The organism is Streptomyces sp. NPDC059224 (assembly GCF_042754285.1).
In the GTDB taxonomy this organism is placed as follows: domain Bacteria; phylum Actinomycetota; class Actinomycetes; order Streptomycetales; family Streptomycetaceae; genus Streptomyces.
On the sequence record NZ_JBHZAN010000033.1, the window covers coordinates 39,058 to 62,861 of the forward strand.

Consider the following 23,804-nt stretch of genomic DNA (forward strand, 5'->3'; position numbering starts at 1 on the left):
GGGGCGCGTCCTGTGGGGCCGGGTGGCTACGAGGCCTGCCGCTCGGGTCCGTGGTGGATCTCCACGCTGCCGGAGTCGCCGAAGGTCAGCCGGCAGGTGTCCGCGCGGTACGTGGCGACGGAGAGCGCGGCGGTGCGGCCGGCGGTGAGGAAACGGGTGGTGACGACGAGGACCGGGGCGCCCGGGAGGCGGTCCAGCTCCTTGGCGTCGTCGGCGCGGGCCGAGCCCAGTTCCACGGCGCGGTCCTGGCCCTCCAGCTCCAGGCGCTGCAGCTCGCGCAGCACCGCACGCGCGCGTGCCGCGCCGGACGGCGCGTCGATCGCCGTCAGGTCCGGGACCGAGGACGCCGGGACGTAGAGCAGTTCGGCGGCGGCGGGCCGGCCGTGGACGACGCGGGAGCGGCGCACGACGTGCACGGGTTCCTCCACGCCGGTCTCCAGGGCCGTCGCGACGGCGGCCGGCGGCACCGCGAGGGCGCAGTCGACCGGCTGCCAGGCGTCGTCGGGGGCGCCCGGCCAGGCGTCCTGGTCGGTGCCCACGGCCACACCCACCCGCGGGGGCGCCACCGTCGTACCGACGCCGCGGCGGCGCTGCAGGCGGCCCTCCAGTTCGAGCTGCTCCAGGGCCTGACGGAGGGTGGCCCGGGCCACGCCGAAGCGGGCGGCGAGATCGCGCTCGTTGGGCAGGATCTCGCCGACCGAGAACTCCGAGTCGAGTGCCTCACTGAGCACGGTCCTGAGATGCCAGTACTTCGGTTCCGGTACCGATTCCAGCTGCGTGGTCCCCACCCTGTCCTCCGCAATCGCCGTGATCCGGCGGCGTTTAAGCGCCCTTGTTTATTAAAGGTTGTTGTACTTATCTGCGACCATAAGGCGGCGCACACCCTTGGTCAAGACCAATCCTCGAACCCACGGGCAGCACATAGAAAGCGGTGCCACGCAGCGTTCACGAGGCGTTCGCACGGGGGCGTTTTCGTGACATGACGGCAAAGCTCCCGCAGCACCACGGGGGCCGTGGGGTGAGCGGGGTCAGAGGGTCCCGACACGTTCCCGCGCGTCCAGGCCGAATCCCCCGGTCCCGCGGGAGTCCCGCCCAGAATGGTCGGGCGCGACACGCGACCCCCGGGGACTACCCGCCAGTAGCAATTGCTGACAAGCTGTCTACGGCGTCAGCCGATGTCACAGACGAGGAGCCCTCCATGTCCGCCACCGTCTCCGTCGAAGTCCCGGCCGCGCAGGGCCGACAGGCCGTGTCCGTCTCCTACGCGCGCGTGGGCCGGGGCGAGCCGCTGGTCCTGATCCACGGCATAGGGCATCACCGGCAGGCCTGGGACCCGGTGGTGGACATCCTCGCGACCGAGCGGGACGTGATCGCCGTGGACCTGCCCGGCTTCGGCGCCTCCCCCGGCCTGCCGGCCGGGCTCGCCTACGACCTGCCCACGACCAACACCGTGCTCGCCGCCCTCTTCGAGGCGCTGGAGCTGGACCGGCCGCACGTGGCCGGCAACTCGCTCGGCGGGCTGCTGGCCCTGGAGCTGGGCCGCGAGAAGCTCGTACGGTCCGTCACCGCCCTGTCCCCCGCCGGGTTCTGGACCCAGGCCGAGCGGCGCTACGCCTTCGGGGTGCTGATCGCCATGCGGCGCATCGCGGAGCGGCTGCCGCTCCCGCTGGTGGAGCGGCTGTCCCGGACGGCCGCCGGGCGGACGGCCCTGACCAGCACCATCTACGCGCGCCCCGGGCGCCGTTCACCCGAGGCCGTGGTCGCCGAGACACTCGCGCTCGCGCGGGCCACCGGGTTCGCCGAGACCCTGCGGGCGGGCACCGCCGTCCAGTTCACGGACGACGTCCCGGGCCTCCCGGTCACCGTCGGCTGGGGCACCCGGGACATGCTGCTGGTGCGCCGGCAGGGGGTGCGGGCCAAGCAGATCATCCCCAAGGCCCGCCTGGTCCGGCTCCCCGGCTGCGGCCACTGCCCGATGAGCGACGACCCGGCCCTGGTCGCACGGGTCATCCTGGACGGCAGCCGCTGAGCCGCGCCGCGAGCGGGAGGCGGCGGCCGTCGGCGGTCGCCTCCCGCCGTGCCGGGGCGCGGCGGGGCTCCGGGAGCGGGGGCCGCTCCCGCGCCCATCGCGGCGCCGCCGACGGCCCGTGCGGGACCGCCGGTGCCGGTTCCGACGAGTGGGGCGGTGGCGACGGCGGCGTCGGGGAGGCGACCCGTGCGGAGTCGCGCGCACGGTGCCGGTCCGCCGCACGGGCGAGAACGCTCGACGGACGCGACGGGTGACCTCGTGGGGCCGGGCAGTTGTTCACTTCTGGTTTCCGTGAGCGCTGCGGCGCACCAGTAGGTGTGGCTGTGCACAACTGGCCGGACCACGTTCTGGAGGCCCATCATGTCCCTTTCGCTCCCCGGCCGCCGCAGTGTGCTGCGCGGCTCCCTCGCCGCCTCGGCGGCCCTGGCCCTGCCCACGGCACTCGGTACGCCACCGGCGTTCGCGCTCTCCGGACGGCCCCGTGCGGACTGGGGTGTGCAGGCGGGCGACGTGAGCGCCGACTCCGGCCTGGTGTGGGTCCGTTCGGACCGCCCGGCCCGGATGATCGTGGAGACGGCGGCCACCGGGTCGTTCCGCAACCCGCGCAGATGGCACGGCCCCCTGCTCGGCGCCGACAGCGACTTCACCGGTACCACGCGGCTGCACGGCCTGCCGTCCGGCGAGCAGGTCCACTACCGGGTGCTGCTCGCCGACCCCGACGACCCGCGCCGCACCGGCGAGCCGGTCACCGGTACCTTCCGCACCGCCGCCACGCGCCGGCGCCAGGGCGTGCGGTTCCTGTGGTCGGGGGACCTGGCCGGGCAGGGCTGGGGCATCAACGAGTCCATCGGCGGCTACCGCATCTTCGACGCGATGGCGAAGCTGGACCCGGACTTCTTCCTGTGCAGCGGCGACAACATCTACGCCGACGGCGTGATCACGGCGACCCAGGCACTGCCCGACGGCGGCCTGTACCGCAACGTCACCAGCGAGGCGAAGTCGCACGTCGCGGTCACCCTGGACGACTTCCGCGGCAACTTCCGCTACAACCTGCTGGACGAGGCGCTGCGCCGGTTCAACGCCCAGGTGCCGAACGTCATCCAGTGGGACGATCACGAGGTCCGCAACAACTGGTACCCGGGCGAGGTCATCGGCACCGGCACCGCCTACCCGGCCGGTACCCGGCTGGACGACATGGCGGTGCGCTCCCGGCGGGCGTTCTCCGAGTACTTCCCCATCTCCACGGTCAGCGGCCGCCCGGACGGCCGGATCTACCGCGTCCACCGCCACGGCCCGCTCCTCGACGTCTTCGTGCTGGACATGCGGACCTACCGCAACGCCAACTCGGCCGACGACCAGAGGACCGACCCGCAGGGCATCCTCGGCGCCGGGCAGCTGGCGTGGCTCAAGCGCGAGCTGTCCCGGTCGCGGGCGGTGTGGAAGGTCATCGCCGCGGACATGCCGCTCGGCCTGGTGGTGCCCGACCCGGTCGAGGGCATGGCCGGTTTCGAGGCCGTCGCCCAGGGCGATCCGGGCGCGCCGCTCGGCCGTGAGCTGCAGATCGCCGAACTGCTGCGGTACATCAAGCACCGCGGGATCACCGGCACGGTGTGGCTGACGGCGGACGTCCACCACACCTCGGCCCAGCACTACGACCCGTCACGGGCCGCGTTCAAGGACTTCGCTCCGTTCTGGGAGTTCGTCTCCGGACCGCTCAACGCCGGCGCCTTCCCGGCCAGCGCGCTGGACGGCACGTTCGGTCCCGACCGGGTGTTCGTCAAGGCACCGACCGCCTCGAACGTGTCTCCCGCCGAGGGCTACCAGTTCTTCGGCGAGGTCGACATCGACGGCCACAGCGGCGAGCTGACGGTCCGTCTGCGCGAGTACGACGGCACCGTGCTGTTCACCCGGACCCTGCGGCCGGGCCGCGTCGGCCAGTAACTCCCGTACCCTTCTCGCAGGGCCGTGCACCGGCGTCATCCCCCGGCGTACGGCCCTGCCGCACTCCCGGGACGGGCCCCACGGCGCCCTCGAACTCCCCCACCCGCGTGGCGTTTTCGCAGGTCGGAGTGGATTGTCAGTGGTCGCCTCTACGGTCTTTCCATGACGCGATCTTCACAGGCCGTGGCCTATCGCCGACCCTCCGTGCTGCACTCCGCCGCCGCCGGACGCCATCTGGGACTGGAGACGTCCCGGGGTGCGACACCCACCGGGGTCGAGGACCATCCGCGGTTCTTCGCGGGCTTCCTGACCTCGCCCCAGGTGGCCGCCGCCGGCCTGCTCGCGGTGGCCGACGTGGCGGCCGCGCGGTACTACCAGCCGCAGCTGCGCGCCTCGCTGGACCCGGTGGTGACGGGCAGCGGTGACCGGCTGCGCTTCGAGTCCTTCTCCGGCTGCGGCGGGGTGTACGCCCGGCTGGACGTTCTCGGTGCGGGTCTGGACGGCGGCGAGGTGGGCCACGGCACGACGAACGTCGACGTCAACAACCCGCTGCGGGAGGCCCTTTCCCGGCTCGGCACCGACGACCCGCTGCATCTGCGGGTGGGGCCCGAGGAGTTGGCGGTGACCACGCTCGACGGCCCCGTGGTGGAGAAGAAGGTGCCGCTGCCGGACCGCTGGCTGCGCGGCTTCGCCGAGGCGCAGGTCATAGCGGCCGGGTTCGACCTGCGGGCCGAGCTGCCGGCGGACGAGGCGGTGCGGTTCCTGCGCTCACTGCCCCGCGCGGGCACGGCCCGCCGCGGCTCGGCCGGGCCCCGCTGGGTGGTACCGGCGGGCCGCGGGCTGCGGCCGACGACCCGACCGGTGCCGGGCGCGGTCTGCCTGCCGGGGCCGGAGCGGCTGGCCGCGCTCCAGCGGGTGCTGCGCCATGCGACGGCGTTGCGGGTCCACGGCCCGCAGGGCACCCTCGCGGCGTCCGGGACGGCCGCCGCCTGGGAGGTCGCGCTGCCGGGCATGCGGCTGACGCTGACCCTGTCGCCCGACGCGGACCGCGGGTTCTCCGGCGAGGGCGGCGTGCTGGACGCGCTCGCCACCGACGTGGCCGCCGAGGACGCGGAGCTGATCGCGGTGCTGCTGGCCTGGGAGCCCCGGGTCGACGTCGCCGGCCTGGCCGCCTCGGCCGGGCTCACCCCGGAGCGTGTCCGCGCGGCCCTGATCCGCCTAGGGACGTCGGGGCGCGTCGGTTACGACACGGCCGAGGCCGCCTACTTCCACCGTGAACTGCCCTACGACGCGGGCCGTGTCGAGCGGCACAACCCCCGGCTGCGCGCGGCGCGGACGCTGGTGACCGCCGGCGCGGTGGTGCTGGACGGCGCCGTCGCCGCGGTGACGGCCGAGGACGGTCATGTGCACCGGGTGCGGGATGCGGCGGGGGTGCTGAGCTGCAGTTGCGTGTGGTGGGCGAAGTACCGGGGCGGGCGCGGGCCGTGCAAGCACGCGCTGGCGGTGCGGATGGTGCGGCGCGGTGGCGTGGTGGGGCAGGAGCCGGCGAAGACCTGCGGGGGTGTGCGATGAGTGCGGTACTGGAAGCGGTGCGGATGGGGCGCGCGGGCGAGACCGAGCTTCTGCTGAGAAACCTGTCGGATGCCGAACGGCGCCCGCTTCTGCCGGAGTTGAAGCGACTGCGCAAGGAGGTACGGGCGTCGCCGTGGGAGCGGCGGGACGGACTCGACCGTATGTGTCCGGCGCTTCAGGTGGCCGGGGCGATGTGTCACTCCGGGGCCGCGGCGGCCGCGACCTGGATCGCCGGAGCGGACATGCGCCGGCGGCAGGCGCCGGTGGAGACGCTGTTGCGGGCGCTGGCCGGCCGGGACGCCGGCTGGCAGGCCGACGTGGTCCGGCGCCTCGCCGCCCGGCCGGTCTCCGCCGACGTGCCCTTCCCGCTGATGGCCGGGCTGGTCAGCCGCTCGGGATGCGAGGTGCCGGTGACCGACGCCTATCTGGTCGGGTGGGTCCGGCACATCGGGCACGCGTGGGGGCGCGTCCCGCTGATCGACCGGCTGCGGGCCGAGCCTGCCCTCGCACCGCTGGTGAACGGGCTGTTCGAGTTCTCCGAGGTGAGCGAGGTCCGCTGGCTGTTCGGCGACGGCCCCGGCTCCTGGCAGAGCGCGATCGCCGAGCTGACCCGGACGGGCGAACTGGACCGCAGGGCGGTGGCCGACGCCTGTGTCGCCCGGCTGCTGCGCGGCGGCGGCCCGACCGACCACCGGATCTTCCTGCCGCTGCTGGTCCGGCTCGCCCTCACCCGCGAGGAGGAACGCGACCGCGTCGCGGACTGGACGGCCCTGGCCCGGGACGCCGTCTCCCCCGTCGCCGCCCACGCCCAGGCGGTCCTCGCCGCTCTGGCGCTCGACGGCGAACTCACCGCACGGGAGCTTGCGGAGGCCTCCGAAGGGCTGCTGTTCCGCACCGAGAAGAAGCTGGTGCGCGCTCAGCTGGTGCTCCTCGGCAAGGTGCTCGCCGGTGAGCCGGCCGCGGCCGCACAGCTGCTGCCGGCCGTGGCCCAGGCGTTCGGGCACGAGGACACCCAGGTGCAGGAGCGGGCGCTGAAGCTGGTGGAGCGGCACGTGAAGAGGCTCGACGACCCCGCGGCCCTGGCCGGCGTCGCCGACGCGGCCGGGCAGTTGAGCCCGGCCCTGCGTTCCCGGGCGGCCGATGTGCTGGGGATCGAGGCCGTGGCGGCGCCCCAGGGGTACGCGGAAGTGCTGCCGCCGGCGCCCGAGCCGTGGCGGCCGGCACCGGCGCCGGAGACCGCCGTCGAACTCGCCGAGGAGGTCGGGGCCCTGCTGGCGGCCGACGGGGACGTGGCGGCGTTCGAGCGGGTGCTGGACGGACTGGCCCGGCACGCCCACCGTGACCAGGACGCGCTGCGGGCGGCGCTGGAACCGGTGGCCGCCACCCGCTGGTGGAAGCAGCCCGGGGGCCGCCGCTGGTGGCACGCCGACGAGTACTTCGGCAACATCCGATACGGCCTCCTCGGTGCCCGGGACGGCCTGGAGCTGCTGCTGGCCACGGTGTTCGGGGCCGTCGGCACGGACACCCTGTTCGCGGCCCAGCAGCGTGGTCCGGCCGACCACACGTGCGCGCACACCGGGTTCTCCCGGGTGTTCGACGTCCGGCTGCGTGAACTGGCCTACCGGATGCGGACGGACCCGCAGCCGCTCCTGCTGGCCACGCCGTCGTGGAGCACCGGGCTGCTGGAACCGGGCGAGCTGGTCGACCGGCTCGCGGTCTACGGCAGGCTCGGCGCCCGGGTCGGCGCCGCGGACTTCGCGCAGGCACTGCTGCGGGTGCGCCGCGAGGACCGTACGGCGGCCCTCGCGGCGGCCGGGCGGGCGACGGCGCTCGGCACACCGGAGGGCGGACGGCTGGCACGCCGGCTCTCCTCCGGGGTGCCCGCCCCGGCCACCTCCCAGCGCCGGACCTCGGGCGCGCGGATCCTGGCCGAGTCGGGTGAGGTCCTGGAACTCCAGGCGGACCTCCCGGAGGCGTTCCGGCGGCTGGGCAGGCCGGTGACGGCCGGCGACGAGCGGCGGTACTGCCACCACGGGGGCCAGGAGAACCACCGGCACTGGCTGGCCATGCTCCCCGAACAGCGTGAACTGGTCGCCGTGCGGCTGGTGCACGACCTGTCCCAGGCCGCCGTGGACGATCAGCGGGGCATGGCCGCCGCCCTGCCGTCGCTCGCCGAGTCCGGCGGCACCGCGGGCGAGAGCACCCACCTGTGTCTCGCCTACGGGCTGGGCGCCCGGCATCCGGAGGACCGGCTCGCCGCGGTGGACGCGCTGCTGGTGCTCGCCGCGCGGGGGCAGCTCGACACGGAGCGGCTGGGCGCCGACCTGGGTCAGCTGGTCCGGCGCGGTGCGGTGAAGCCGCTGCGGCTGGCCGAGTCGGCGCGGACGGCGGCGGCCACCGGGGCCAACACGACGATATGGGAGATGCTCCGGCACACGCTTCCGGTGCTGCTCGCCGACCTCGCGACGGCGGGCGCGGGCACGCCGGGCGCGGTGCGTGGGCTCGGCGAGCTGCTCTCGGTCGCCGCCGAGTGCGCCGAGCGGTCCGGGGCCCGGGGTGCCCTGCCGCATCTGCCGCAGGCGGCGGCGCGGCGCGGCTCGTCCCGTCTGGTGGTCCAGGCCCGCCGGCTGCTCGACGCGCTGGGGGCGGAGACAGCCGCCTGACAGTGATCGGAACCGGTTGTTTCGAAGACTCCAGAACAGTAGAAAACTAAACAAAACAACATAAGCACGCTTTACCCGTCAGTCACAGAGCGTTCGTGATCACGCAACACCCTTCCTTCACAGTGGATGCATGAATCGAGACATGTCTGACGTGAGCCGCACACGGCACGGACGGCCCGTGCACCACTGGCGGCGGGACGTCGTCGAACTCGCCGCCCTGTTCACGGCCGTCGCGGTCGCGGACGCGGTGGCGAACCTGATCGGGCACGGGCCCGACGGCCCGGCCATGCTGGTGATCTCGGCACTGGTGCTGGCCGCGACGGCCGGCTTCCACGTGTGGTGGGCCAGGCGCCCAGGTCACGCACCTCCGGTGACCCGAAGCGATACCGACGCCCGGCCGGCCGTCACCAGGACGCGGCAGGCCGGGCCCGGCGCGGCGGCCCCGGGGGGCGAGGGCGCGGGCAGCACGCTGTGGCGGCTGCGCACGACCGTGCGGGACGAGCCCGGTTCGCTGGCCGTGCTGTGCGCCGCGCTCGCCGGGCACGCGGTCGACATCCTGAACCTGCAGACGCATCCGCTGGGCGACGGCACGGTCGACGAGTTCCTGCTGCGGGCTCCGCGCCCGCTGACCGCGGGCGGGATCACCCGGGCGGTCGCGCTGGCCGGGGGCAGGGACACCTGGATCGAGCGGGCCGACGCGCACGATCTGGTGGACGCCCCGACCCGGGTGCTGGGCCTGGCGACCCGAACCGCGCTGGACGCGGCGGAACTTCCGCTGGCCCTCCGGCAGTTGTTGGGAAGGTGCACGATCCGCTCGCTCCCCGCCCATCCGGTCGGCGGGGCCCGGCGCCCCGAGACGGTTCCCGTCGAAGGGGTGCTGGAGGACACCGTGATGCGGCTGCGCGCACCGGAGGGTGGAGTGATCACCGTGGAGCGGCCGTATCTGCCGTTCACCCCGACCGAGTTCGCGCGGGCGCGCGCGCTCGTCGAACTGGACGCCCGGCTCGGGCCGCGCATCCCGCACAGTCAGGACGTGCTCACCCTGCCCGAGGGCAGGGAGATCACCGTACGCCGGGCCGGCACCGGTGACGTGCGGGCCGCGAAGGCCATGCACGAGCGCTGCTCCGCACGGACCCTCGGGCTGCGCTACCACGGCCCGGTCGGGGACGCGGACCGCTACCTGAACCACCTGCTCAGCCCCCGCTTCGGCCGGACGCTGGCCGTGCAGACCGCCTCGGGCCGGATCGTCGGCCTCGGGCACCTGCTGTGGGACGGGGACGAGACGGAGGTCGCCCTGCTCGTCGAGGACGACTGGCAGCGGCGCGGGATCGGCCGCGAGCTGCTGGGGCGTCTGGTGGGCATGGCCGTCGAGGCGGGCTGCGAGAGCGTGTACGCGGTGACGCAGGCGTCCAACACCGCGATGGTGGCGGCGATGCGGGGGCTGGAGTTGCCGCTGGACTATCAGATCGAGGAAGGGACGCTGGTCATCACGGCCCGGCTGGCGGCCGAGCCGGGGCGTGCCGTGACCGCCACGGGACGGCTCTCCGGCGCGGGTGAGAGCGGGAGGGCCGAAGCGCCGTAGGGCTCAGGCCCGTCCCGCGGCCTGCGGGAGCGCGGGGCTGATCGCGGCCGCGCGGCGGAGCCGCGCCTCCCTTCGGCCCCGCGCTCCCGAGTGCCCGGTCAACGCGGCCCCAGGGCCCGGTCCAGGTCGGCCCAGAGGTCGTCGACGTCCTCCAGGCCCACCGACAGGCGCAGCAGGCGGTCGCCCACCCCGGCGCCGCGCCGGTCCGACTCGTCCACCACCCGGTGGCTGATGGAGGCCGGATGCTGGATGAGGGTGTCGACGCTGCCGAGGCTGACGGCCGGGGTGATCAGCCCTACCCGGGAGACGACCGCGTGCGGATCGCCCTCCACCTCGAAGGCGATCATCGCGCCGCCCAGGCGCGGGTAGTGGGTGCGGGCCACGCGCGGGTCGGCGGTGAGCCGGCGGGCGAGTTCGGCGGCGGTGGCGGAGGCGGCCCGGACCCGGACCGGGAGCGTGGACAGGCCGCGCAGCAGCAGATAGCCGGCCAGCGGGTGCAGCACACCCCCGGTGGCGAAACGTATCTTCCTGAGCTGCCCGGCGAAGACCTCGTCGCAGGCGACCACACCGGCCAGGACGTCGCCGTGGCCGCCGAGGTACTTGGTGGCACTGTGCAGCACCAGCCGGGCACCGTGTTCGGCCGGGCGCTGGAGCACCGGGGTGGCGAAGGTGTTGTCGGCGAGCAGCGGAACCGTGCCGCAGGCGTGGGCGACGGCCCGCAGGTCGAGTTCGGCGAGGGTCGGGTTGGCCGGGGACTCGACCAGCACCAGCCCCGTGCCGGGGCGCAGCGCGTCGGTGACGCCGGCCGGGTCGGTCCAGGTGACCTCGGTGCCGAGCAGACCGGCGGTGAGGAGGTGGTCGCTGCACCCGTACAGGGGCCGGACGGCGACGACATGGCGCAGGCCGGCCGCCGCGCGGGCGAGGAGGACGGCGCTCAGGGCGGCCATGCCGCTGGCGAAGGCGACGGCCGACTCGGTGCCCTCCAGTCGGGCCAGGGCGGTCTCGAAGCGGGCGACCGTCGGATTGCCGAGCCGTCCGTAGACCGGCGGCCCGACGGGGTCGGCGCCGTCGGTGGCGAAGGCGTCGATGCGGGCGGCCTCGCCGCGGCTGTCGTAGGACGGGTAGGTGGTGGACAGGTCGATCGGCGGGGCGTGCAGACCCTGCCGGGCGAGGTCGTCGCGGCCGGCGTGCACGGCCTCGGTGGCCAGGGCACGCGCGGCGCCGGACCGCCGCGTCGCACCGCCGCGGGGGTGCACCGAGTCGTCGTAGATGCCCACTGAGTCGTCGTGGGTGCTCGTCGAGTCCATGCCCGAAGGGTGAACATCGAGCGGGGTACCGGAAGCGGACACCGTGTTACGTTCGCCGTATGGCCGAATCTGTCGTACTGGATCCGGTCGATCTGCATCTGCTTCGGCTGCTGCAGAACGACGCCCGGACCACCTACCGCGATCTCGCCGCGCGGGTGGGCGTGGCACCGTCGACCTGTCTGGACCGGGTGACCCGGCTGCGGCGCTCCGGAGTGATCCTCGGGCACCGCCTCGAGCTGGACCCGGCCAAGCTCGGGCGCGGTCTCCAAGCGCTGCTGTCGGTGCAGGTGCGGCCGCACCGAAGGGAGTTGGTGGGGCCGTTCGTGGAGCGGATCAGGGCACTGCCGGAGTCCCGGACGGTGTTCCATCTGACCGGTCCCGACGACTACCTCGTCCATGTGGCGGTGGCCGACATGACGGACCTCCAGCGGCTGGTCCTGGACGAGTTCACGTCCCAGCGCGAAGTGGCCCGGGTGGAGACCCGGTTGATCTTCCAGCAGTGGGAGTGCGGACCGCTGCTCCCGCCCACGCCGTCGGCCCAAACCCCGTGACGTCCGGCGGCCCGTCGTACGAGGATGGACCGCATGTCACAGACCAAGAGCCCGCTGCCCCGTCAGGTCGCCGACACCTTCGTCGACGAGCTCATCGCCCTCGATCCGATCACCGGTACGTTCCTCGGCGTCAAAGAGAGTTCGAGCCGGCTGCCCGACACCTCGCCGGCCGGCGACGAGGCGCTCGCCCGGCTCCAGCGGGACACGCTCGCAAGGCTCGCCGAGGCCGAACGGCAGCCCGGCGCGGACAGTGACATCGAGCGTCGCTGTGCCCGCCTGCTGCGCGAGCGGCTGACCGCCTCCCTCGCCGTGCACGAGGCGGACGAGAGCCTGCGTTCGGTCAGCAACCTCAGCTCGGCCGCGCACGCGGTGCGCCAGGTGTTCACCGTGACGCCCACGGCCACCGACGAGGACTGGACGGCGATCGCCGAGCGGCTGCGTGCCGTACCGGCGGCGCTGGAGGGCTACCGGCAGTCCCTGGAACTCGGTCTGGAGCGGAAGCTGTACGCGGGCCCGCGTGCCACCGCCACCTTCGTCGAGCAGCTCGGCGAATGGGCCGGCCCGGGCGACGGGCAGGGCTGGTTCGAGCAGTTCGCCGCGGCCGGGCCACAGGCGCTGCGCGCCGAACTGGACGAGGCCGCCCGCTCCGCCACCCGGGGCGTCGCGGCGCTGCGTGACTGGATGCGGGACGTCTACGCGCCGGCGATCGAGGGCGCCCCCGACGTGGTGGGCCGCGAGCGGTACGCCCGCTGGGTGCGCTACTTCAACGGCACCGACCTCGACCTCGACGAGGCCTACGCGTACGGCTGGTCCGAGTACCACCGGCTGCTGGGCGAGATGAGGACCGAGGCGGAGAAGATCCTGCCCGGCGCGGCCACGCCGTGGGTGGCGCTGGCGCACCTGGACGAGCACGGCACCCACATCGAGGGGGTCGACGAGGTCCAGCGCTGGCTGCAGTCCGTGATGGACGAGGCCATCGAGAAGCTGGACGGCACCCACTTCGACCTGGCCGAGCGGGTCCGCCGCGTGGAGTCCCGGATCGCGCCTCCGGGGAGCGCCGCGGCGCCGTACTACACGCCGCCGTCGGACGACTTCTCGCGCCCGGGCTGCACCTGGCTGCCGACCATGGGCCAGACCCGGTTCCCGGTCTACGACCTGGTCTCGACCTGGTACCACGAGGGCGTTCCCGGCCACCACCTCCAGCTGGCCCAGTGGAAGCACATCGCCGGGAACCTCTCCCGCTACCAGGCCAGCGTGGGCATGGTCAGTGCCAACGCCGAGGGCTGGGCGCTGTACGCGGAGCGGCTGATGGACGAACTGGGCTTCCTCACCGACCCGGAGCGCCGGCTCGGCTACCTGGACGCGCAGATGATGCGCGCCGCGCGGGTCATCATCGACATCGGGATGCACCTGGAGCTGACGATCCCGGAAGACTCCCCCTTCCACCCCGGGGAGCGGTGGACGCCGGAACTGGCACAGGAGTTCTTCGGCGCGCACAGCAGCCGGCCGGCGGACTTCGTGGAGAGCGAGCTGACCCGCTATCTGTCCATGCCGGGGCAGGCCATCGGCTACAAGCTGGGCGAGCGGGCCTGGCTGACGGGCCGCGAGCAGGCCCGCGAGCGGCGCGGCGACGCCTTCGACCTCAAGACCTGGCACATGGCGGCCCTGTCCCAGGGTTCGCTGGGCCTGGACGACCTGGTGGACGAACTGTCGCAGCTGTGACGGCGGTCTGAGGAGCGGCCGCCTCGGTCCGGGCGCCCACCACCGGTGGGCGCCCGGTGACGGCCGCCACCGGGTCGTCGCGGTCTGCCGTTCGGGGGTGCTCCGGTGGCGGCGGCCGATGGCAGGAGGCTTTCTGGTGCCAGGGGCCACCGGCAACAGGAAGCGAGCCGCGCATGCAGATCTCCACGACCCCACGGCGGGAGCCGTTGCAGACCCCACGCGCCGCCGGCGTGGCCGGGATCGTGTTCGCGCTGCTGCTCGCGGCCGCCATCGTGCTCATCCGGCTCGGCATCCCCCAGGGCGCCGACGCGGTCTCCTTCCAGCAGCCGGACCCCTCCCGGCGCAGCGCCGTCCGCTGGGCCCTCCTGCTGGTGCCGTTCGCCGGCATCTTCTTCCTGTGGTTCGTCGGAGCCGTCCGCTCGCACGTCGGCGACGCCGAGGACCGGTTCGTGGCCACCGTGTACCTCGGCAGCGCCTTGGTCTTCACGGCCACCATGTTCGCCGCCGCGGCGGTGGCTTCGGCCGTGCTGGCCACCTCCCATCCGGCGGGGACCTCACCCTCCCGGCCCACCTGGGACTTCGGCCAGCACCTCGCCTACACGCTGATGATCGAGTACGCGATGCGGATGGCGGCCGTCTTCGTCTGTTCCACGTCGGTGATCGGGCACCGCCTGGGCATCCTGCCCCGCTGGCTGACGCTCCTGGGCTTCCTCACCGCGCTCGTCCTGCTGTTCGTCTCCGCCGCCGTGCCCTGGGCGGAGCTGGTGTTCCCGGCCTGGTCCCTGCTGCTCAGTGTGTACATCGTCATGGAGAGCTTCCGCCGCTCCGCCGCTGCCCCGGCCCCCTGAGCGCTCACCCGTTCGGAACCCTCCGGCGCGCGGCGCCGGGTGCGGGATCCCATGCTGACGTGCGGGGAGTTCTCCGCCGTCCGAGACTTGAAGCCACGGAGTGGCGGTACGTACGACACCTGGCCACCGGAAGGGCGGAGCCATGATGCGCCTTGTCGTCGATCTCAACAGATGTCAGGGATACGCGCAGTGCGCGTTCCTGGCTCCGGACGTCTTCGCCATGCACGGCGAGGAGTCCCTCGTCTACAACCCGCACGCCGAGGAGGAGCAGCGGGAACGGCTGGCCCGTGCGGTCGCCGCCTGCCCGGTGCAGGCGATCAGCGCCGACGGCCTGAACGGCTTCGCGGGAGGGACGTCCGATGGCGCCCGCTGACTATCTCGACTGGCTCCGGCGGGAGGGCCGGATCGTCGTCGTGGGTGCCTCACTGGCCGGGCTGCGCGGCGCCGAGACGCTGCGCGCCGAGGGCTTCGCCGGCGAACTCACCATGATCGGCGACGAGCCGTACGAGCCGTACGACCGGCCGCCGCTGTCCAAGGCGGTGCTGCTCGGCAAGGCGTCCCCGAACCACACCGAACTTCCCCACCGCCGGGAGATCGACGCGAAGTGGCGGCTGGGGGTCGCGGCGACCGGTCTCGACCTGGAGGCCAAGCGGGTCCGGCTGGCCGACGGCGACGAGGTCGAGTACGACCGTCTGCTGATCGCGACCGGAGTCAGCGCCCGGCCCTGGCCCAAGGAGGACGAGGCCCGGCTGGACGGCGTGTTCACCCTGCGCACCCGGGACGACGCCACCGCGCTGCTGCGGCGGCTGAAGGCCGGCCCGCGCCGGGTGTTCGTGATCGGCGCGGGGTTCACCGGTTCGGAGATCGCCTCGGCCTGCCGGGAGCACGGCATCGAGGTCACCGTCGCGGAACGCGCGGGCGCGCCGCTGGTGGGGGCGCTCGGCGGGGTGATCGGCGCGGTGGCGGCCGACATGCACCGCGAGAACGGGGTGGACCTGCGCACCGGGGTGACGGTCACCGCGCTGGAGGGCGACCCGGCCGGCCGGGTGCGTGCCGTCCACCTGTCCGACGAGAGCATCGTCGAGGCGGACGTCGTGATCGTGTCGCTCGGCGCGACCCGCAACACCGGCTGGCTGACCGGTTCCGGTCTCGGCGCGGGCCCCCGGGGCATCGCCTGCGACGCGGGCTGCCGTGCCTTCGACTTCCGGGGCATCGTCACCGACGACATCTTCGTGGCCGGGGATGTCGCCCGGTCCCCGCACGCGCTGTTCGGCTACCAGTTCCTCTCCCTGGAGCACTGGGGCAACGCGGTCGCGCAGGCCGAGATCGCCGCGCACAACATGATCAGCCCGAGCGCCGAGCGCCGGCCCCACCTGTGGGTGCCGGCGTTCTGGTCGTCCCAGTTCGGGGTGAACATCAAGTCGGTCGGGGTGCCGCCGATGGGCGACCAGATCATGATCACGCAGGGCTCGCTGGCCGAACGCCGGTTCGTCGGGGTCTACGGCTGCAAGGGCCGGACGATCGCCGCGGTGAGCTTCGACAACACCCGGTGGCTGGAGTTCTACCAGCGGCAGATCGAGAGGGGCGCGCCGTTCCCGGTGGAGTTCCCGACGGTGGACCGGCGTCCCGAGGGCCGGGTGCCGGTCGACGCCGACTTCCCGGACCCCGCGCTGCCGACGCACGGCCCCATGGTGACCCTCAGCGGCTACTCGCCGACCGACCAGCAGCTGGTCTTCCACCCCGCCCGCCACTGACCGTGCCCCGGCCCCGACGCTCCAAGGACCTGTCATGACGACGCAGACCTCGATGTTGCGCCAGATCACCGACTTCGCGAACCGCGCCAACCCGTACCCGGTGTACGAGGAACTCCGCAAGACTCCGGTGCTGCACGAGGAGGACGACGGCCCCTACATCATCAGCTCCTACCACGACATCGAGGCCCTGCTGCACGATCCGCGGATCAGCTCCGACGAGTCCAACGTGACCGTCGGCGGCCACGACGACCTGTCCGGTCCGGAGGCGACCGGGCTGCCGCCGAGCTTCATCCGGCTCGACCCGCCGGAGCACGACCGGCTGCGCAGGATCGCCAACAGCTCGTTCGGGCCGCCGCACCGGCCGCGCCGGATCGACAACATGCGGGGCCAGCTGGAGGAGATCATCACCGGTCTCATCGACGGCCTCGGGGACGCGCGGGAGTTCGACCTGGTCGACCAGATCGCGTACCCCTTCCCGGTCACCGCGATCTGCCGGGTGCTGGGCGTGCCGCGCGAGGACGAGCCCCGTTTCCGTGCCTGGGTCGACCCGATCGTCGCGGGCCTTGACCCCGACAGCCGTACGGCAGCCGAATCCCAGCGCGCCGCGCAGGAGGCCCGGCTGCAGCTCGGCATGTACCTGAACGGGCTGGTGGAGCAGCGCGTGAAGGAACCCCGTGACGACATGCTGTCCGATCTGGTGCACAGCAGCGGTCCGGACGGCGCCATGACGACCATGGAGGTGCTGAGCACCGCGGTGCTGCTGCTCATCGCCGGACATGAGACGACCGTCAACCTGATCACCAACGGCATGCTCACGCTGCTGCGGCACCCGGAGGTCCTGGAGCGGCTGCGCAACGACCCGGGGCTGTCGGTGCGGATCGTGGAGGAACTGCTGCGCTACGAACCCCCGGTGCAGCTCGTGCCGCAGCGCACCTGCATCGCCGACATCGAGGTGCGCGGGGTGACCATCCCGAAGGGTTCGCGCATCTGGCTGGTCCTGGCCGCCGGCAACCGGGACCCGGAGCGGTTCCACGACCCCGACCGCTTCGACCCGGACCGCCAGGACATCCAGCATCTCGGCTTCGGCAGCGGCATCCACAGTTGCTTCGGCGCTCCGCTGGCCCGCATCGAGGCCCAGCTCGCGCTGTCCCAGCTGGCGCGTCGCCTCGACAACCCGCGGCTCGTCGAGGACCCGCCCCCCTACCGCCCGAACGCGGTGCTGCGCGGCCCGCGCCATCTCAACATCGCCATCGACGGCCTGAAGTGACGGCCGGTCAGTTCTCGATCCTGCGCAACCGCACCAGGCCCAGCCAGGTTTCCGGGCCGGGCCTGGTGTAGGCGGCGTGCACCTCGTAGGTGCCGGCCTCCAGCGGGACCCGCAGGTGGTCGCCGCCCTCGGCCTCGCCGCCCGGCCACGCGGAGTCGAACAGGACGACGGGGCCCGGCACCTGCCAGTGGATCCCGTTCTCCCAGACCGCGCTGTCGAGCGCGGCGGGTACCTGGGCCAGGAGCTCGTCCTCGGAGCCGGCGGCGGACCACCGTACGAAGGTGCCGTGGTCCGGCAGGAAGGACGTCGAGGCGGGTTCGTCCCCGAAGACCAGGGCCGCGCTGTCCCCGACCGGGAGCAGTCCGACGTAGCCGTCCACCTCGCAGGCCCGGTCGTAGTCGGTGGCCAGTTCCTCGCTGTCGGCTCCGGCCCAGAACGGCAGGACCGTCTCCGGAACCGCCACGAGCGGGCCGCCGCCCGACTCCACCCACTCCACCGCGCCTGGATCCGCATAACGAGTCATGGGGTGAACCTACACGTACAGCGACGGCACAAGTTCGCCGCCGGGCATCAGCAACCGCAGTCGCCGTCGACGGGTGCGGTCAGCGGGTCCGGGGCCCTGCGCATACGGCCCCGCCAGGTCTCGAACTCGAAGCCCTCACGCGCCCAGTACTCGAACCCGCCGAGCAACTCCTTGACACGGTAGCCGAGTTCGGCCAACGCGAGGGCGGCGCGGGTGGCGCCGTTGCAGCCGGGACCCCAGCAGTACGTCACCACGGGCACCTCCCTGTCGAGGAGCCGGGCCGCCTGTCCGGGGATGAGCGCGGTGGGCAGGTGGACGGCGCCGGGGACGTGGCCCTGGTCCCAGGACTCCGTGGAGCGGCAGTCCAGGACGACGAAGCCGGGGTCGCCGTCCGCGGCCAGGGCGGCGGCCACGTCGGAGACGTCGGCGTGGAAAGCCAGGGCCGCCCGGAAGTGGGCGGCGGCCTCGGCGGGCGCGGCGGGGGCGACACGCAGGACGGGGTTCACGGTGGTGACGGTCATCTGGGGCCTTTCACTGGCCGACGGTGCGGCGGATCTCCATGACCGGAAATCTACGGCCGGTGACCGGTCGCCCTGAAGGCACGATCCCCGGCCCTGCCCTTGTCCGGCCGGGGATTCCCTGCTATCCATCCGCCATGACCGTGTTTTCCCCGGACGCCACCGACTGGCGCATCCTCGAAGTCCTCCAGCGCGAGGGCCGGGCCAGCTTCGCCGAGTTGGCGCGTGCCGTCGCGATGTCCCCGAGCGCGGTGACCGAGCGGGTGCGCCGCCTCGAGGAGGCGGGGGTGATCCAGGGGTACGCGGCCGTGGTCGACCCGGTGCGGCTCGGCCTGCCGGTCCTCGCCTTCGTCCGGCTGCGTTACCCGAACGGCAACTACCGGCCCTTCCACGACCTGGTCGCCGCCACCCCCGAGATCCTGGAGGCGCACCACGTCACCGGGGACGACTGTTTCGTCATCAAGGTCACCGCCCGCTCGATGCGGCACCTGGAGGAGATCACCGGCAGGATCGGCACCCTGGGCTCGGTGACGACCAGCGTCGTCTACTCCTCGCCCCTCCCCCGCCGCGGCATCAGCACCTAGGACGTGTGGCGGCCTAGACCCCGCGCTGGTACAGCGCCGAGCCCGATCTGCCCTTCGTCACCTCCAGTTGGGCATGGATGCGGCGGCGCAGGTCCGGGACATGGCTGACGATGCCCACGCTGCGGTCGCGTTCGCGCAGTGAGTCCAGGACGTCGAGGACCTCGTCCAGGGTCTGGTCGTCGAGGCTGCCGAAGCCCTCGTCGATGAAGAGGGTGTCGAGCCGGACTCCGCCGGCCTCGTCGGTGACCACGTCGGCGAGGCCGAGGGCGAGCGCCAGCGAGGCGAAGAAGGTCTCGCCGCCGGACAGGGTGGCGGTGTCCCGCTCGCGTCCGGTCCAGGCGTCGACCACGTGCAGCCCGAGACCGCTGCGGCCGCGTCCGGTCCGGTCGTCGGAGTGAACCAGGGTGTAGCGGCCGGAGGACATCCGCTGCAGGCGTACGGTCGCGGCGGCGGCGACCTGTTCCAGGCGGGCGGCCAGGACGTACGACTCCAGCCGCATCCGGCGCTCGTTGTCGGCGGAGGTGCCGGCGGTGAGGGCGGCGAGCCGGGCGACCCGCTCGTACTCCTCGCGCAGGGGCCCGAGAAGGCGTACGCCCCCGGTCGCGCGGGCGGACAGCCGGTCGAGTTCCGCGCAGCACCGGTCGGCCAGGTCCCGGGCGGAGGTGGCGTCGCGCAGCCGCCGGGCCGCCGCGGCGGCGTCGCGCTCCGCGGCGGCGAGGTCGGCGGGCGGCCGCTGGGCGGCCGCCGCGGTGTCGGCCTCGGCCAGCACCGCGCGCACCGCCGCCTCCTCGGACTGCCAGTCGTCCAGGCGCCGTTGGAGTTCTCGGTGGGCGGTGTCGCCGAGGAGGGCGGCGGCCGCGTCCTGCGGGGTGCCGAAGCCGGCCCGGAAGGCGGCGTCGGCGAGCCGGGCGTCGGCGTCCTTCAGATGTCCCGCGCTGTCGGCGGCGGTGCGGGCGGCGTCGGCGGCGTCGGTGAGCAGCGCCGCCCGGCGCTCCAGCTGCCCGGCCCGGGCGGCGACGCTGGCGGCGCCTCCCCTGGCCGCCGTCAACTCCTCCTCCAGGGAATTCTGTTCGGAGTCGAGACCGTCCCGCCGGGTCAGCCGGGCGGCGGCCCGGACCTCGGCCTGCTGCCGGCCGGCCAGCCGGCGCTCGCGCTCCTGCTCGGCGAGCCGCAGCTCCTCGTGCGCGGCGTGCAGGTCGGAGGCCGCACGCCGGGCCCGCGCGTACTCCTGCTCCAACTCCTCCAGCTGGGCCTCCAGCCGACCGGTGGGCAGGTCGGAGGCCGCTGCGGTGGCGGCGGCGAGTGCCTCACGGACGGTGCCGAGGCGCCGCTCGTCCTCGGCGCGCTGTTCGTCGGCGCGCTGATGGGCGGCGAGCGCCCGCTCCTCCGCCTCCCGGTCCACGTGCCCCGCGAACTTCCGCGCGGGCGCCGGGTGTTCGGTCGCCCCGCAGACCGCGCAGGGGGCGCCGTCGGTGAGCTCGGCGGCCAGCTCGGCGGCGATGCCGGTCAGCCGCTGTTCCTTGAGGTCGAGCCAGTGGGCCCGCGCGTCCACGGCCCGGCGCGCGGAGGCCAGGGCCCCGCGCTGGGCCTCGTCGGTGTCCCGGCCCAGCTCGTCCCGCAGCCGCGCCGCCTCCAGCTGCCGGCGGGCGGGGTCGAGCTGCACGGCGAGCTGTTCGGCGCGGGTCGCGGCCTCCTGGGCGGAGTCGATCCGGGTCCCCAGCCCGGCGCGCACGGCGTCCCAGTCGGCGAGCCAGCCCGCGGCCTCGCGCAGGACGTCCTCGTCGTCCCGTTCCTGCCGGTCCAGGCGCCCGCGCTCGGCGAGGACCTCGGTGAGCCGTCGCTCGGCCCGGCGCGCGGACTCCAGCCCGCCCAGTTCCTCGGCCGCCCGGCGGGCGGCGGCGGCGAGCCCCGCCGCACCGGCTTCCGCGAAGGTCTCCGGCAGCAGCGCACGCGCGCGTGCCTCGGCGGCTGCCGCCTCGCGGTGCGCGGCCGCGGCGGCCTCCCACAGCTCCAGCGCCGGCGCCACCGTCGCCGCCTGCCGTCCCCGCTCCATCCGCGCCTGCGCCGCACGGCGGTCCCCGGCCCGCTCCTGCAGCCGTGCGGCCCGCTCCCCGGCCTCGGCGAACCGGGCCTGCAACCGGGCGAGTTCGCGGGTGTCGGCCAGGGCACGGTCGGCGGCGAACCGGGCGGACTCGGCCGCGCTGAGGCGGCAGTGGGCGACGGTGAGCCGCTCGCGGGCGGTGCTGCGGGCTACGGCGGCGGCGGCGAGGACGGCCTCGGCGAGTCCGGGCTCGCCCGGGGCCAGCTCCGGCAGCTCCATCGCGTCGCCGGCCTCCTGCTGCATGCGGTGCGCGGCGGTCAGCAGGGCCGAGTCGCCTTCCCGCACCCGGGCCTCGGTCGCCTTGCGGCGCTCGGCGAGGCGCCTCTCGACGTCGGCGAAGCGCTGGGTGTCGAAGAGGCGGCCGAGCAGCTGCCCACGGGCGCCCGCGTCGGCGCGCAGGAAGCGGGCGAAGTCGCCCTGTGGCAGCAGGACGACCTGGCAGAACTGTTCGCGGCTCATACCGAGCAGCTGGCTGATCTCCTCGCCGATCTCCTGGTGGGAGCGGCTGAGGTCCTTCCAGGCACCGCCCGTCGGGTCGTACTCGCGCAGCCAGGTCTGGGCCTTGTCGAGGGTGGTGCCGGAGCCGCGTTTCTTGGGGCGCTCCCAGGGCGGCTGCCGGGTGATCTCCAGCCGGCGTCCGCCGACGGTGAGTTCGAGGCGGATCCCGGTGCGGGTGGCCGGGTCGGCGTGGTCGCTGCGCAGGGAGGTGCCCTGGCCGCTCTGGCGGGCGCCCGGAACGGTGCCGTACAGCGCGTAGCAGACGGCGTCCAGGACGGAGGTCTTCCCGGCGCCGGTCGGACCGTGCAGCAGGAAGAGCCCGGCGGCCGAGAGGGCGTCGAAGTCGACGCACTGGGTGGCGCCGAAGGGGCCGAAGGCGGTGATGTCGAGCCGGTGGAGCCTCACTGGGCGGCCTCCCTGATCCGTCGCGCGAACCTCGTCACCGTGCCGCCTCGCGCACCGCGAGATCGGCGTGCACGGCGTCGAACGCCTCGCCCAGCACGGTCAGTTCCCGCTGGTCGGGGCCCACGCCGCGGACATGGGCGACGAAGTCCTCGGCGATCTGGCGGTCGGTGCGGCCGGCCAGGCGTCGGGCGTAGGTCACGTCGGGGTCGTCCGGGGCGCGGTCGGGGGCGAAGACCAGACTGAGGGTGTGCGGGAAGCGGTCTGTGAGCCGGGCCATCGGGTCGGCGGGGCGGACCGGGTCGGTGAGCGTGGCCTCGATCCAGGCGGACTCGTGGCGGGTCAGGGCGGGGTCGGCGAGCAGGCCGTCGAGCGTGCCGCGGATCCGGGCCAGCGGGCGCGGGACCGGGCAGTCGAGGCGATCGGCGGTGACGGTGCCGTCGGCGGCGAGGTCGACCAGCCACATGCTCTTGCGGTGGTCGGCCTCGGAGAAGGAGTACGCCAGCGGGGACCCGGAGTAGCGGACGCGCTCGGTGAGGGTCTGGCAGCCGTGCAGGTGGCCCAGCGCGACATAGTCGACCCCGTCGAAGACCCCGGCCGGGACGGCGGCCACCCCGCCGACGGTGATGTCCCGCTCGCTGTCGCTGGCCTCGCCGCCGGTGACGAAGGCGTGCGCGAGGACGACGGAGCGCGTGCCGGGCGCGCGGGCGGCGAGGTCGGCGCGGACCCGGTCCATGGCGGCGGCCAGCACCGGCTCGTGTCCGGCCTTCTCCACGGCGAACTCGTCCTTCACCAGCGCCGGTTCGAGGTAGGGCAGGCCGTAGAAGGCGACGTCGCCGAAGGCGTCGGTGAGGACGACGGGCGTTCCGCATGCCGACGGCTCCGTCCGCAGATGTATGCCGGCGCGGTCGATGAGACCGGCGCCGACGCCCAGGCGGCGGGCCGAGTCGTGGTTCCCGGAGATCATCACCGTGGGCACGCCCAGGCCGGCGAGCCGGTGCAGGGCGTCGTCGAACAGCTCGACCGCGGCCAGCGGCGGGACCGCGCGGTCGTACACGTCTCCCGACACGACCACGGCGTCGACGGCGTGCTCGCGCACGGTCGTCACCAGGTGGCCGATGAACTCGGCCTGGGCGCCGAGCATGTTCACCCGGTGGAACGCCCGGCCGAGGTGCCAGTCGGAAGTGTGCAGGAGTCTCATGATCCCCGAGGTTAACCGGCTGGTCTGACATCACGGGCGGTTACTCCCGTATCAGCCCGTCATGAGCCCGACGGATTAGGGATGTTATGTCCGGTTAATTCGGATCGTCACGCGTCCCCGTAGGCCTCCCCGCCCAGTTCGAGGCCCGCCGTGCCCGCGGTCGCGTCGGCGAGCCAGGCGCGGAACGTGTCCACGTCGGCGTCCGGCAGCCCGATCTCGATGGCGACCGTCTCGCCGTAGCGGACGTCACGGACCTCGCGGCCGGTGGCCCGCAGGTCGTTGTGGACCTTGCCGGCCCGCTGGTGGTCGACGGTCACGGTGGCCAGCCGGAAGCGGCGGCGGGTGATCGCACCGAGGCTGTCGAGGGCCTCGCCGACCGCGCCGCCGTACGCGCGGATCAGTCCGCCGGCGCCGAGCTTGACCCCGCCGTAGTAGCGGGTGACGACGGCGACGACGTACCGCATGTCGCGGCGCAGCAGCATCTGGAGCATCGGGACCCCGGCGGTGCCGCCCGGTTCGCCGTCGTCACTGGCCTTCTGGGTGGAGGCGTCGGCGCCGATGACGTACGCCCAGCAGTTGTGGCTGGCGTCGGCGTGCTCCTTGCGGACGCGCGCGACGAACGCTTCGGCCTCCTGCTCGGTGGCCGCCGGGGCGAGGGCGCACAGGAAACGGGAGCGGTTGACCTCGGTCTCGTGGGTGCCCGCGCGGGCGACTGTGCGGTACTCGTCCTGCATCCGCCCA

At 73.9% G+C, this 23,804-nt stretch carries 19 protein-coding genes; 12 read left to right on the plus strand and 7 right to left on the minus strand.

The window, feature by feature from the left end; all coding sequences use genetic code 11:
* Nucleotides 1-26: 26 nt before the first annotated feature.
* Nucleotides 27-788: a GntR family transcriptional regulator gene (locus ACFXI4_RS32645; protein ID WP_384997673.1), complete on the minus strand. Its 762-nt coding sequence runs from the start codon at nt 786-788 to the stop codon at nt 27-29.
* Nucleotides 789-1,198: 410 nt separating this feature from the next.
* Between ACFXI4_RS32645 and ACFXI4_RS32650 the strand changes: the two genes are divergently transcribed.
* From ACFXI4_RS32650 to ACFXI4_RS32670, 5 genes are all read left to right on the plus strand, one after another.
* The gene (locus ACFXI4_RS32650) at nt 1,199-2,029 is read left to right on the plus strand and encodes an alpha/beta fold hydrolase (protein ID WP_384997675.1); all 831 of its coding nucleotides are present in this window, start codon (nt 1,199-1,201) and stop codon (nt 2,027-2,029) included.
* 360 nt (nt 2,030-2,389) lie between these two features.
* Complete coding sequence (locus tag ACFXI4_RS32655; protein WP_384997677.1) at nt 2,390-3,970, plus strand: alkaline phosphatase D family protein; 1,581 nt, start codon at nt 2,390-2,392, stop codon at nt 3,968-3,970.
* A gap of 162 nt (nt 3,971-4,132) precedes the next feature.
* Nucleotides 4,133-5,542, plus strand: coding sequence for an SWIM zinc finger domain-containing protein (locus ACFXI4_RS32660; protein WP_384997679.1), 1,410 nt, complete (start codon nt 4,133-4,135; stop codon nt 5,540-5,542).
* Nucleotides 5,539-8,205 (plus strand): DUF6493 family protein, encoded by a 2,667-nt coding sequence (locus ACFXI4_RS32665; RefSeq protein ID WP_384997681.1) that lies wholly within the window; start codon nt 5,539-5,541, stop codon nt 8,203-8,205. The genes ACFXI4_RS32660 and ACFXI4_RS32665 overlap by 4 nt, the downstream gene beginning before the upstream one ends.
* A 142-nt stretch (nt 8,206-8,347) precedes the next feature.
* The gene (locus ACFXI4_RS32670; protein WP_384997683.1) at nt 8,348-9,787 is read left to right on the plus strand and encodes a GNAT family N-acetyltransferase; all 1,440 of its coding nucleotides are present in this window, start codon (nt 8,348-8,350) and stop codon (nt 9,785-9,787) included.
* 98 nt (nt 9,788-9,885) lie between these two features.
* On the opposite strand, the gene ACFXI4_RS32675 is transcribed toward ACFXI4_RS32670, so the two are convergent.
* Nucleotides 9,886-11,094, minus strand: a complete 1,209-nt coding sequence (locus tag ACFXI4_RS32675) for a trans-sulfuration enzyme family protein (RefSeq protein WP_384997685.1) — start codon at nt 11,092-11,094, stop codon at nt 9,886-9,888.
* A gap of 59 nt (nt 11,095-11,153) precedes the next feature.
* Between ACFXI4_RS32675 and ACFXI4_RS32680 the strand changes: the two genes are divergently transcribed.
* From ACFXI4_RS32680 to ACFXI4_RS32705, 6 genes are all read left to right on the plus strand, one after another.
* Nucleotides 11,154-11,645 carry an Lrp/AsnC family transcriptional regulator gene (locus tag ACFXI4_RS32680; protein WP_384997687.1) on the plus strand — a complete coding sequence of 164 codons (492 nt, stop codon included), beginning with the start codon at nt 11,154-11,156 and terminating at the stop codon, nt 11,643-11,645.
* 33 nt (nt 11,646-11,678) lie between these two features.
* Nucleotides 11,679-13,367, plus strand: a complete 1,689-nt coding sequence (locus ACFXI4_RS32685; protein ID WP_384997689.1) for a DUF885 domain-containing protein — start codon at nt 11,679-11,681, stop codon at nt 13,365-13,367.
* 173 nt (nt 13,368-13,540) lie between these two features.
* Nucleotides 13,541-14,215 carry a hypothetical protein gene (locus tag ACFXI4_RS32690; RefSeq protein WP_362729769.1) on the plus strand — a complete coding sequence of 225 codons (675 nt, stop codon included), beginning with the start codon at nt 13,541-13,543 and terminating at the stop codon, nt 14,213-14,215.
* Nucleotides 14,216-14,360: 145 nt separating this feature from the next.
* Nucleotides 14,361-14,588: a ferredoxin gene (locus ACFXI4_RS32695; protein WP_384997766.1), complete on the plus strand. Its 228-nt coding sequence runs from the start codon at nt 14,361-14,363 to the stop codon at nt 14,586-14,588.
* Nucleotides 14,575-15,969 carry an NAD(P)/FAD-dependent oxidoreductase gene (locus tag ACFXI4_RS32700; protein WP_384997691.1) on the plus strand — a complete coding sequence of 465 codons (1,395 nt, stop codon included), beginning with the start codon at nt 14,575-14,577 and terminating at the stop codon, nt 15,967-15,969. Before ACFXI4_RS32695 ends, ACFXI4_RS32700 begins: the two co-directional genes overlap by 14 nt.
* 34 nt (nt 15,970-16,003) lie before the next feature.
* Nucleotides 16,004-17,236 (plus strand): cytochrome P450, encoded by a 1,233-nt coding sequence (locus ACFXI4_RS32705; protein ID WP_384997693.1) that lies wholly within the window; start codon nt 16,004-16,006, stop codon nt 17,234-17,236.
* Nucleotides 17,237-17,243: 7 nt separating this feature from the next.
* Here ACFXI4_RS32705 and ACFXI4_RS32710 read toward each other — a convergent pair whose 3' ends face one another.
* Nucleotides 17,244-17,759 (minus strand): immunity 21 family protein, encoded by a 516-nt coding sequence (locus ACFXI4_RS32710; RefSeq protein ID WP_384997694.1) that lies wholly within the window; start codon nt 17,757-17,759, stop codon nt 17,244-17,246.
* Between the two features lie 47 nt (nt 17,760-17,806).
* Complete coding sequence (locus ACFXI4_RS32715; protein WP_384997696.1) at nt 17,807-18,280, minus strand: rhodanese-like domain-containing protein; 474 nt, start codon at nt 18,278-18,280, stop codon at nt 17,807-17,809.
* 134 nt (nt 18,281-18,414) lie between these two features.
* Here ACFXI4_RS32715 and ACFXI4_RS32720 point away from each other — a divergent pair, with 134 nt between their 5' ends.
* On the plus strand, nt 18,415-18,861 hold the full coding sequence (locus tag ACFXI4_RS32720; protein WP_384997698.1) for an Lrp/AsnC family transcriptional regulator: 447 nt from the start codon (nt 18,415-18,417) through the stop codon (nt 18,859-18,861).
* A gap of 13 nt (nt 18,862-18,874) precedes the next feature.
* Here ACFXI4_RS32720 and ACFXI4_RS32725 read toward each other — a convergent pair whose 3' ends face one another.
* The 3 genes from ACFXI4_RS32725 to ACFXI4_RS32735 form a co-directional block, all read right to left on the minus strand.
* Nucleotides 18,875-21,865, minus strand: coding sequence for an AAA family ATPase (locus tag ACFXI4_RS32725; protein WP_384997700.1), 2,991 nt, complete (start codon nt 21,863-21,865; stop codon nt 18,875-18,877).
* A 34-nt stretch (nt 21,866-21,899) separates the two neighbouring features.
* Nucleotides 21,900-23,063, minus strand: a complete 1,164-nt coding sequence (locus tag ACFXI4_RS32730; RefSeq protein ID WP_384997702.1) for an exonuclease SbcCD subunit D — start codon at nt 23,061-23,063, stop codon at nt 21,900-21,902.
* Nucleotides 23,064-23,170: 107 nt separating this feature from the next.
* Nucleotides 23,171-23,797, minus strand: a complete 627-nt coding sequence (locus tag ACFXI4_RS32735) for a YigZ family protein (RefSeq protein WP_384997704.1) — start codon at nt 23,795-23,797, stop codon at nt 23,171-23,173.
* Between the last annotated feature and the right edge of the window lie 7 nt (nt 23,798-23,804).

Coding starts and splice junctions, on each gene's coding strand:
- ACFXI4_RS32650 (WP_384997675.1), top strand. CDS start 1,199: ATGTCCGCCACCGTCTCCGTCGAAGTCCCGGCCGCGCAGGGCCGACAG.
- ACFXI4_RS32655 (WP_384997677.1), top strand. CDS start 2,390: ATGTCCCTTTCGCTCCCCGGCCGCCGCAGTGTGCTGCGCGGCTCCCTC.
- ACFXI4_RS32660 (WP_384997679.1), top strand. CDS start 4,133: ATGACGCGATCTTCACAGGCCGTGGCCTATCGCCGACCCTCCGTGCTG.
- ACFXI4_RS32665 (WP_384997681.1), top strand. CDS start 5,539: ATGAGTGCGGTACTGGAAGCGGTGCGGATGGGGCGCGCGGGCGAGACC.
- ACFXI4_RS32670 (WP_384997683.1), top strand. CDS start 8,348: ATGTCTGACGTGAGCCGCACACGGCACGGACGGCCCGTGCACCACTGG.
- ACFXI4_RS32675 (WP_384997685.1), bottom strand. CDS start 11,094: ATGGACTCGACGAGCACCCACGACGACTCAGTGGGCATCTACGACGAC.
- ACFXI4_RS32680 (WP_384997687.1), top strand. CDS start 11,154: ATGGCCGAATCTGTCGTACTGGATCCGGTCGATCTGCATCTGCTTCGG.
- ACFXI4_RS32685 (WP_384997689.1), top strand. CDS start 11,679: ATGTCACAGACCAAGAGCCCGCTGCCCCGTCAGGTCGCCGACACCTTC.
- ACFXI4_RS32690 (WP_362729769.1), top strand. CDS start 13,541: ATGCAGATCTCCACGACCCCACGGCGGGAGCCGTTGCAGACCCCACGC.
- ACFXI4_RS32695 (WP_384997766.1), top strand. CDS start 14,361: ATGCGCCTTGTCGTCGATCTCAACAGATGTCAGGGATACGCGCAGTGC.
- ACFXI4_RS32700 (WP_384997691.1), top strand. CDS start 14,575: ATGGCGCCCGCTGACTATCTCGACTGGCTCCGGCGGGAGGGCCGGATC.
- ACFXI4_RS32705 (WP_384997693.1), top strand. CDS start 16,004: ATGACGACGCAGACCTCGATGTTGCGCCAGATCACCGACTTCGCGAAC.
- ACFXI4_RS32710 (WP_384997694.1), bottom strand. CDS start 17,759: ATGACTCGTTATGCGGATCCAGGCGCGGTGGAGTGGGTGGAGTCGGGC.
- ACFXI4_RS32715 (WP_384997696.1), bottom strand. CDS start 18,280: ATGACCGTCACCACCGTGAACCCCGTCCTGCGTGTCGCCCCCGCCGCG.
- ACFXI4_RS32720 (WP_384997698.1), top strand. CDS start 18,415: ATGACCGTGTTTTCCCCGGACGCCACCGACTGGCGCATCCTCGAAGTC.
- ACFXI4_RS32730 (WP_384997702.1), bottom strand. CDS start 23,063: ATGAGACTCCTGCACACTTCCGACTGGCACCTCGGCCGGGCGTTCCAC.
- ACFXI4_RS32735 (WP_384997704.1), bottom strand. CDS start 23,797: ATGCAGGACGAGTACCGCACAGTCGCCCGCGCGGGCACCCACGAGACC.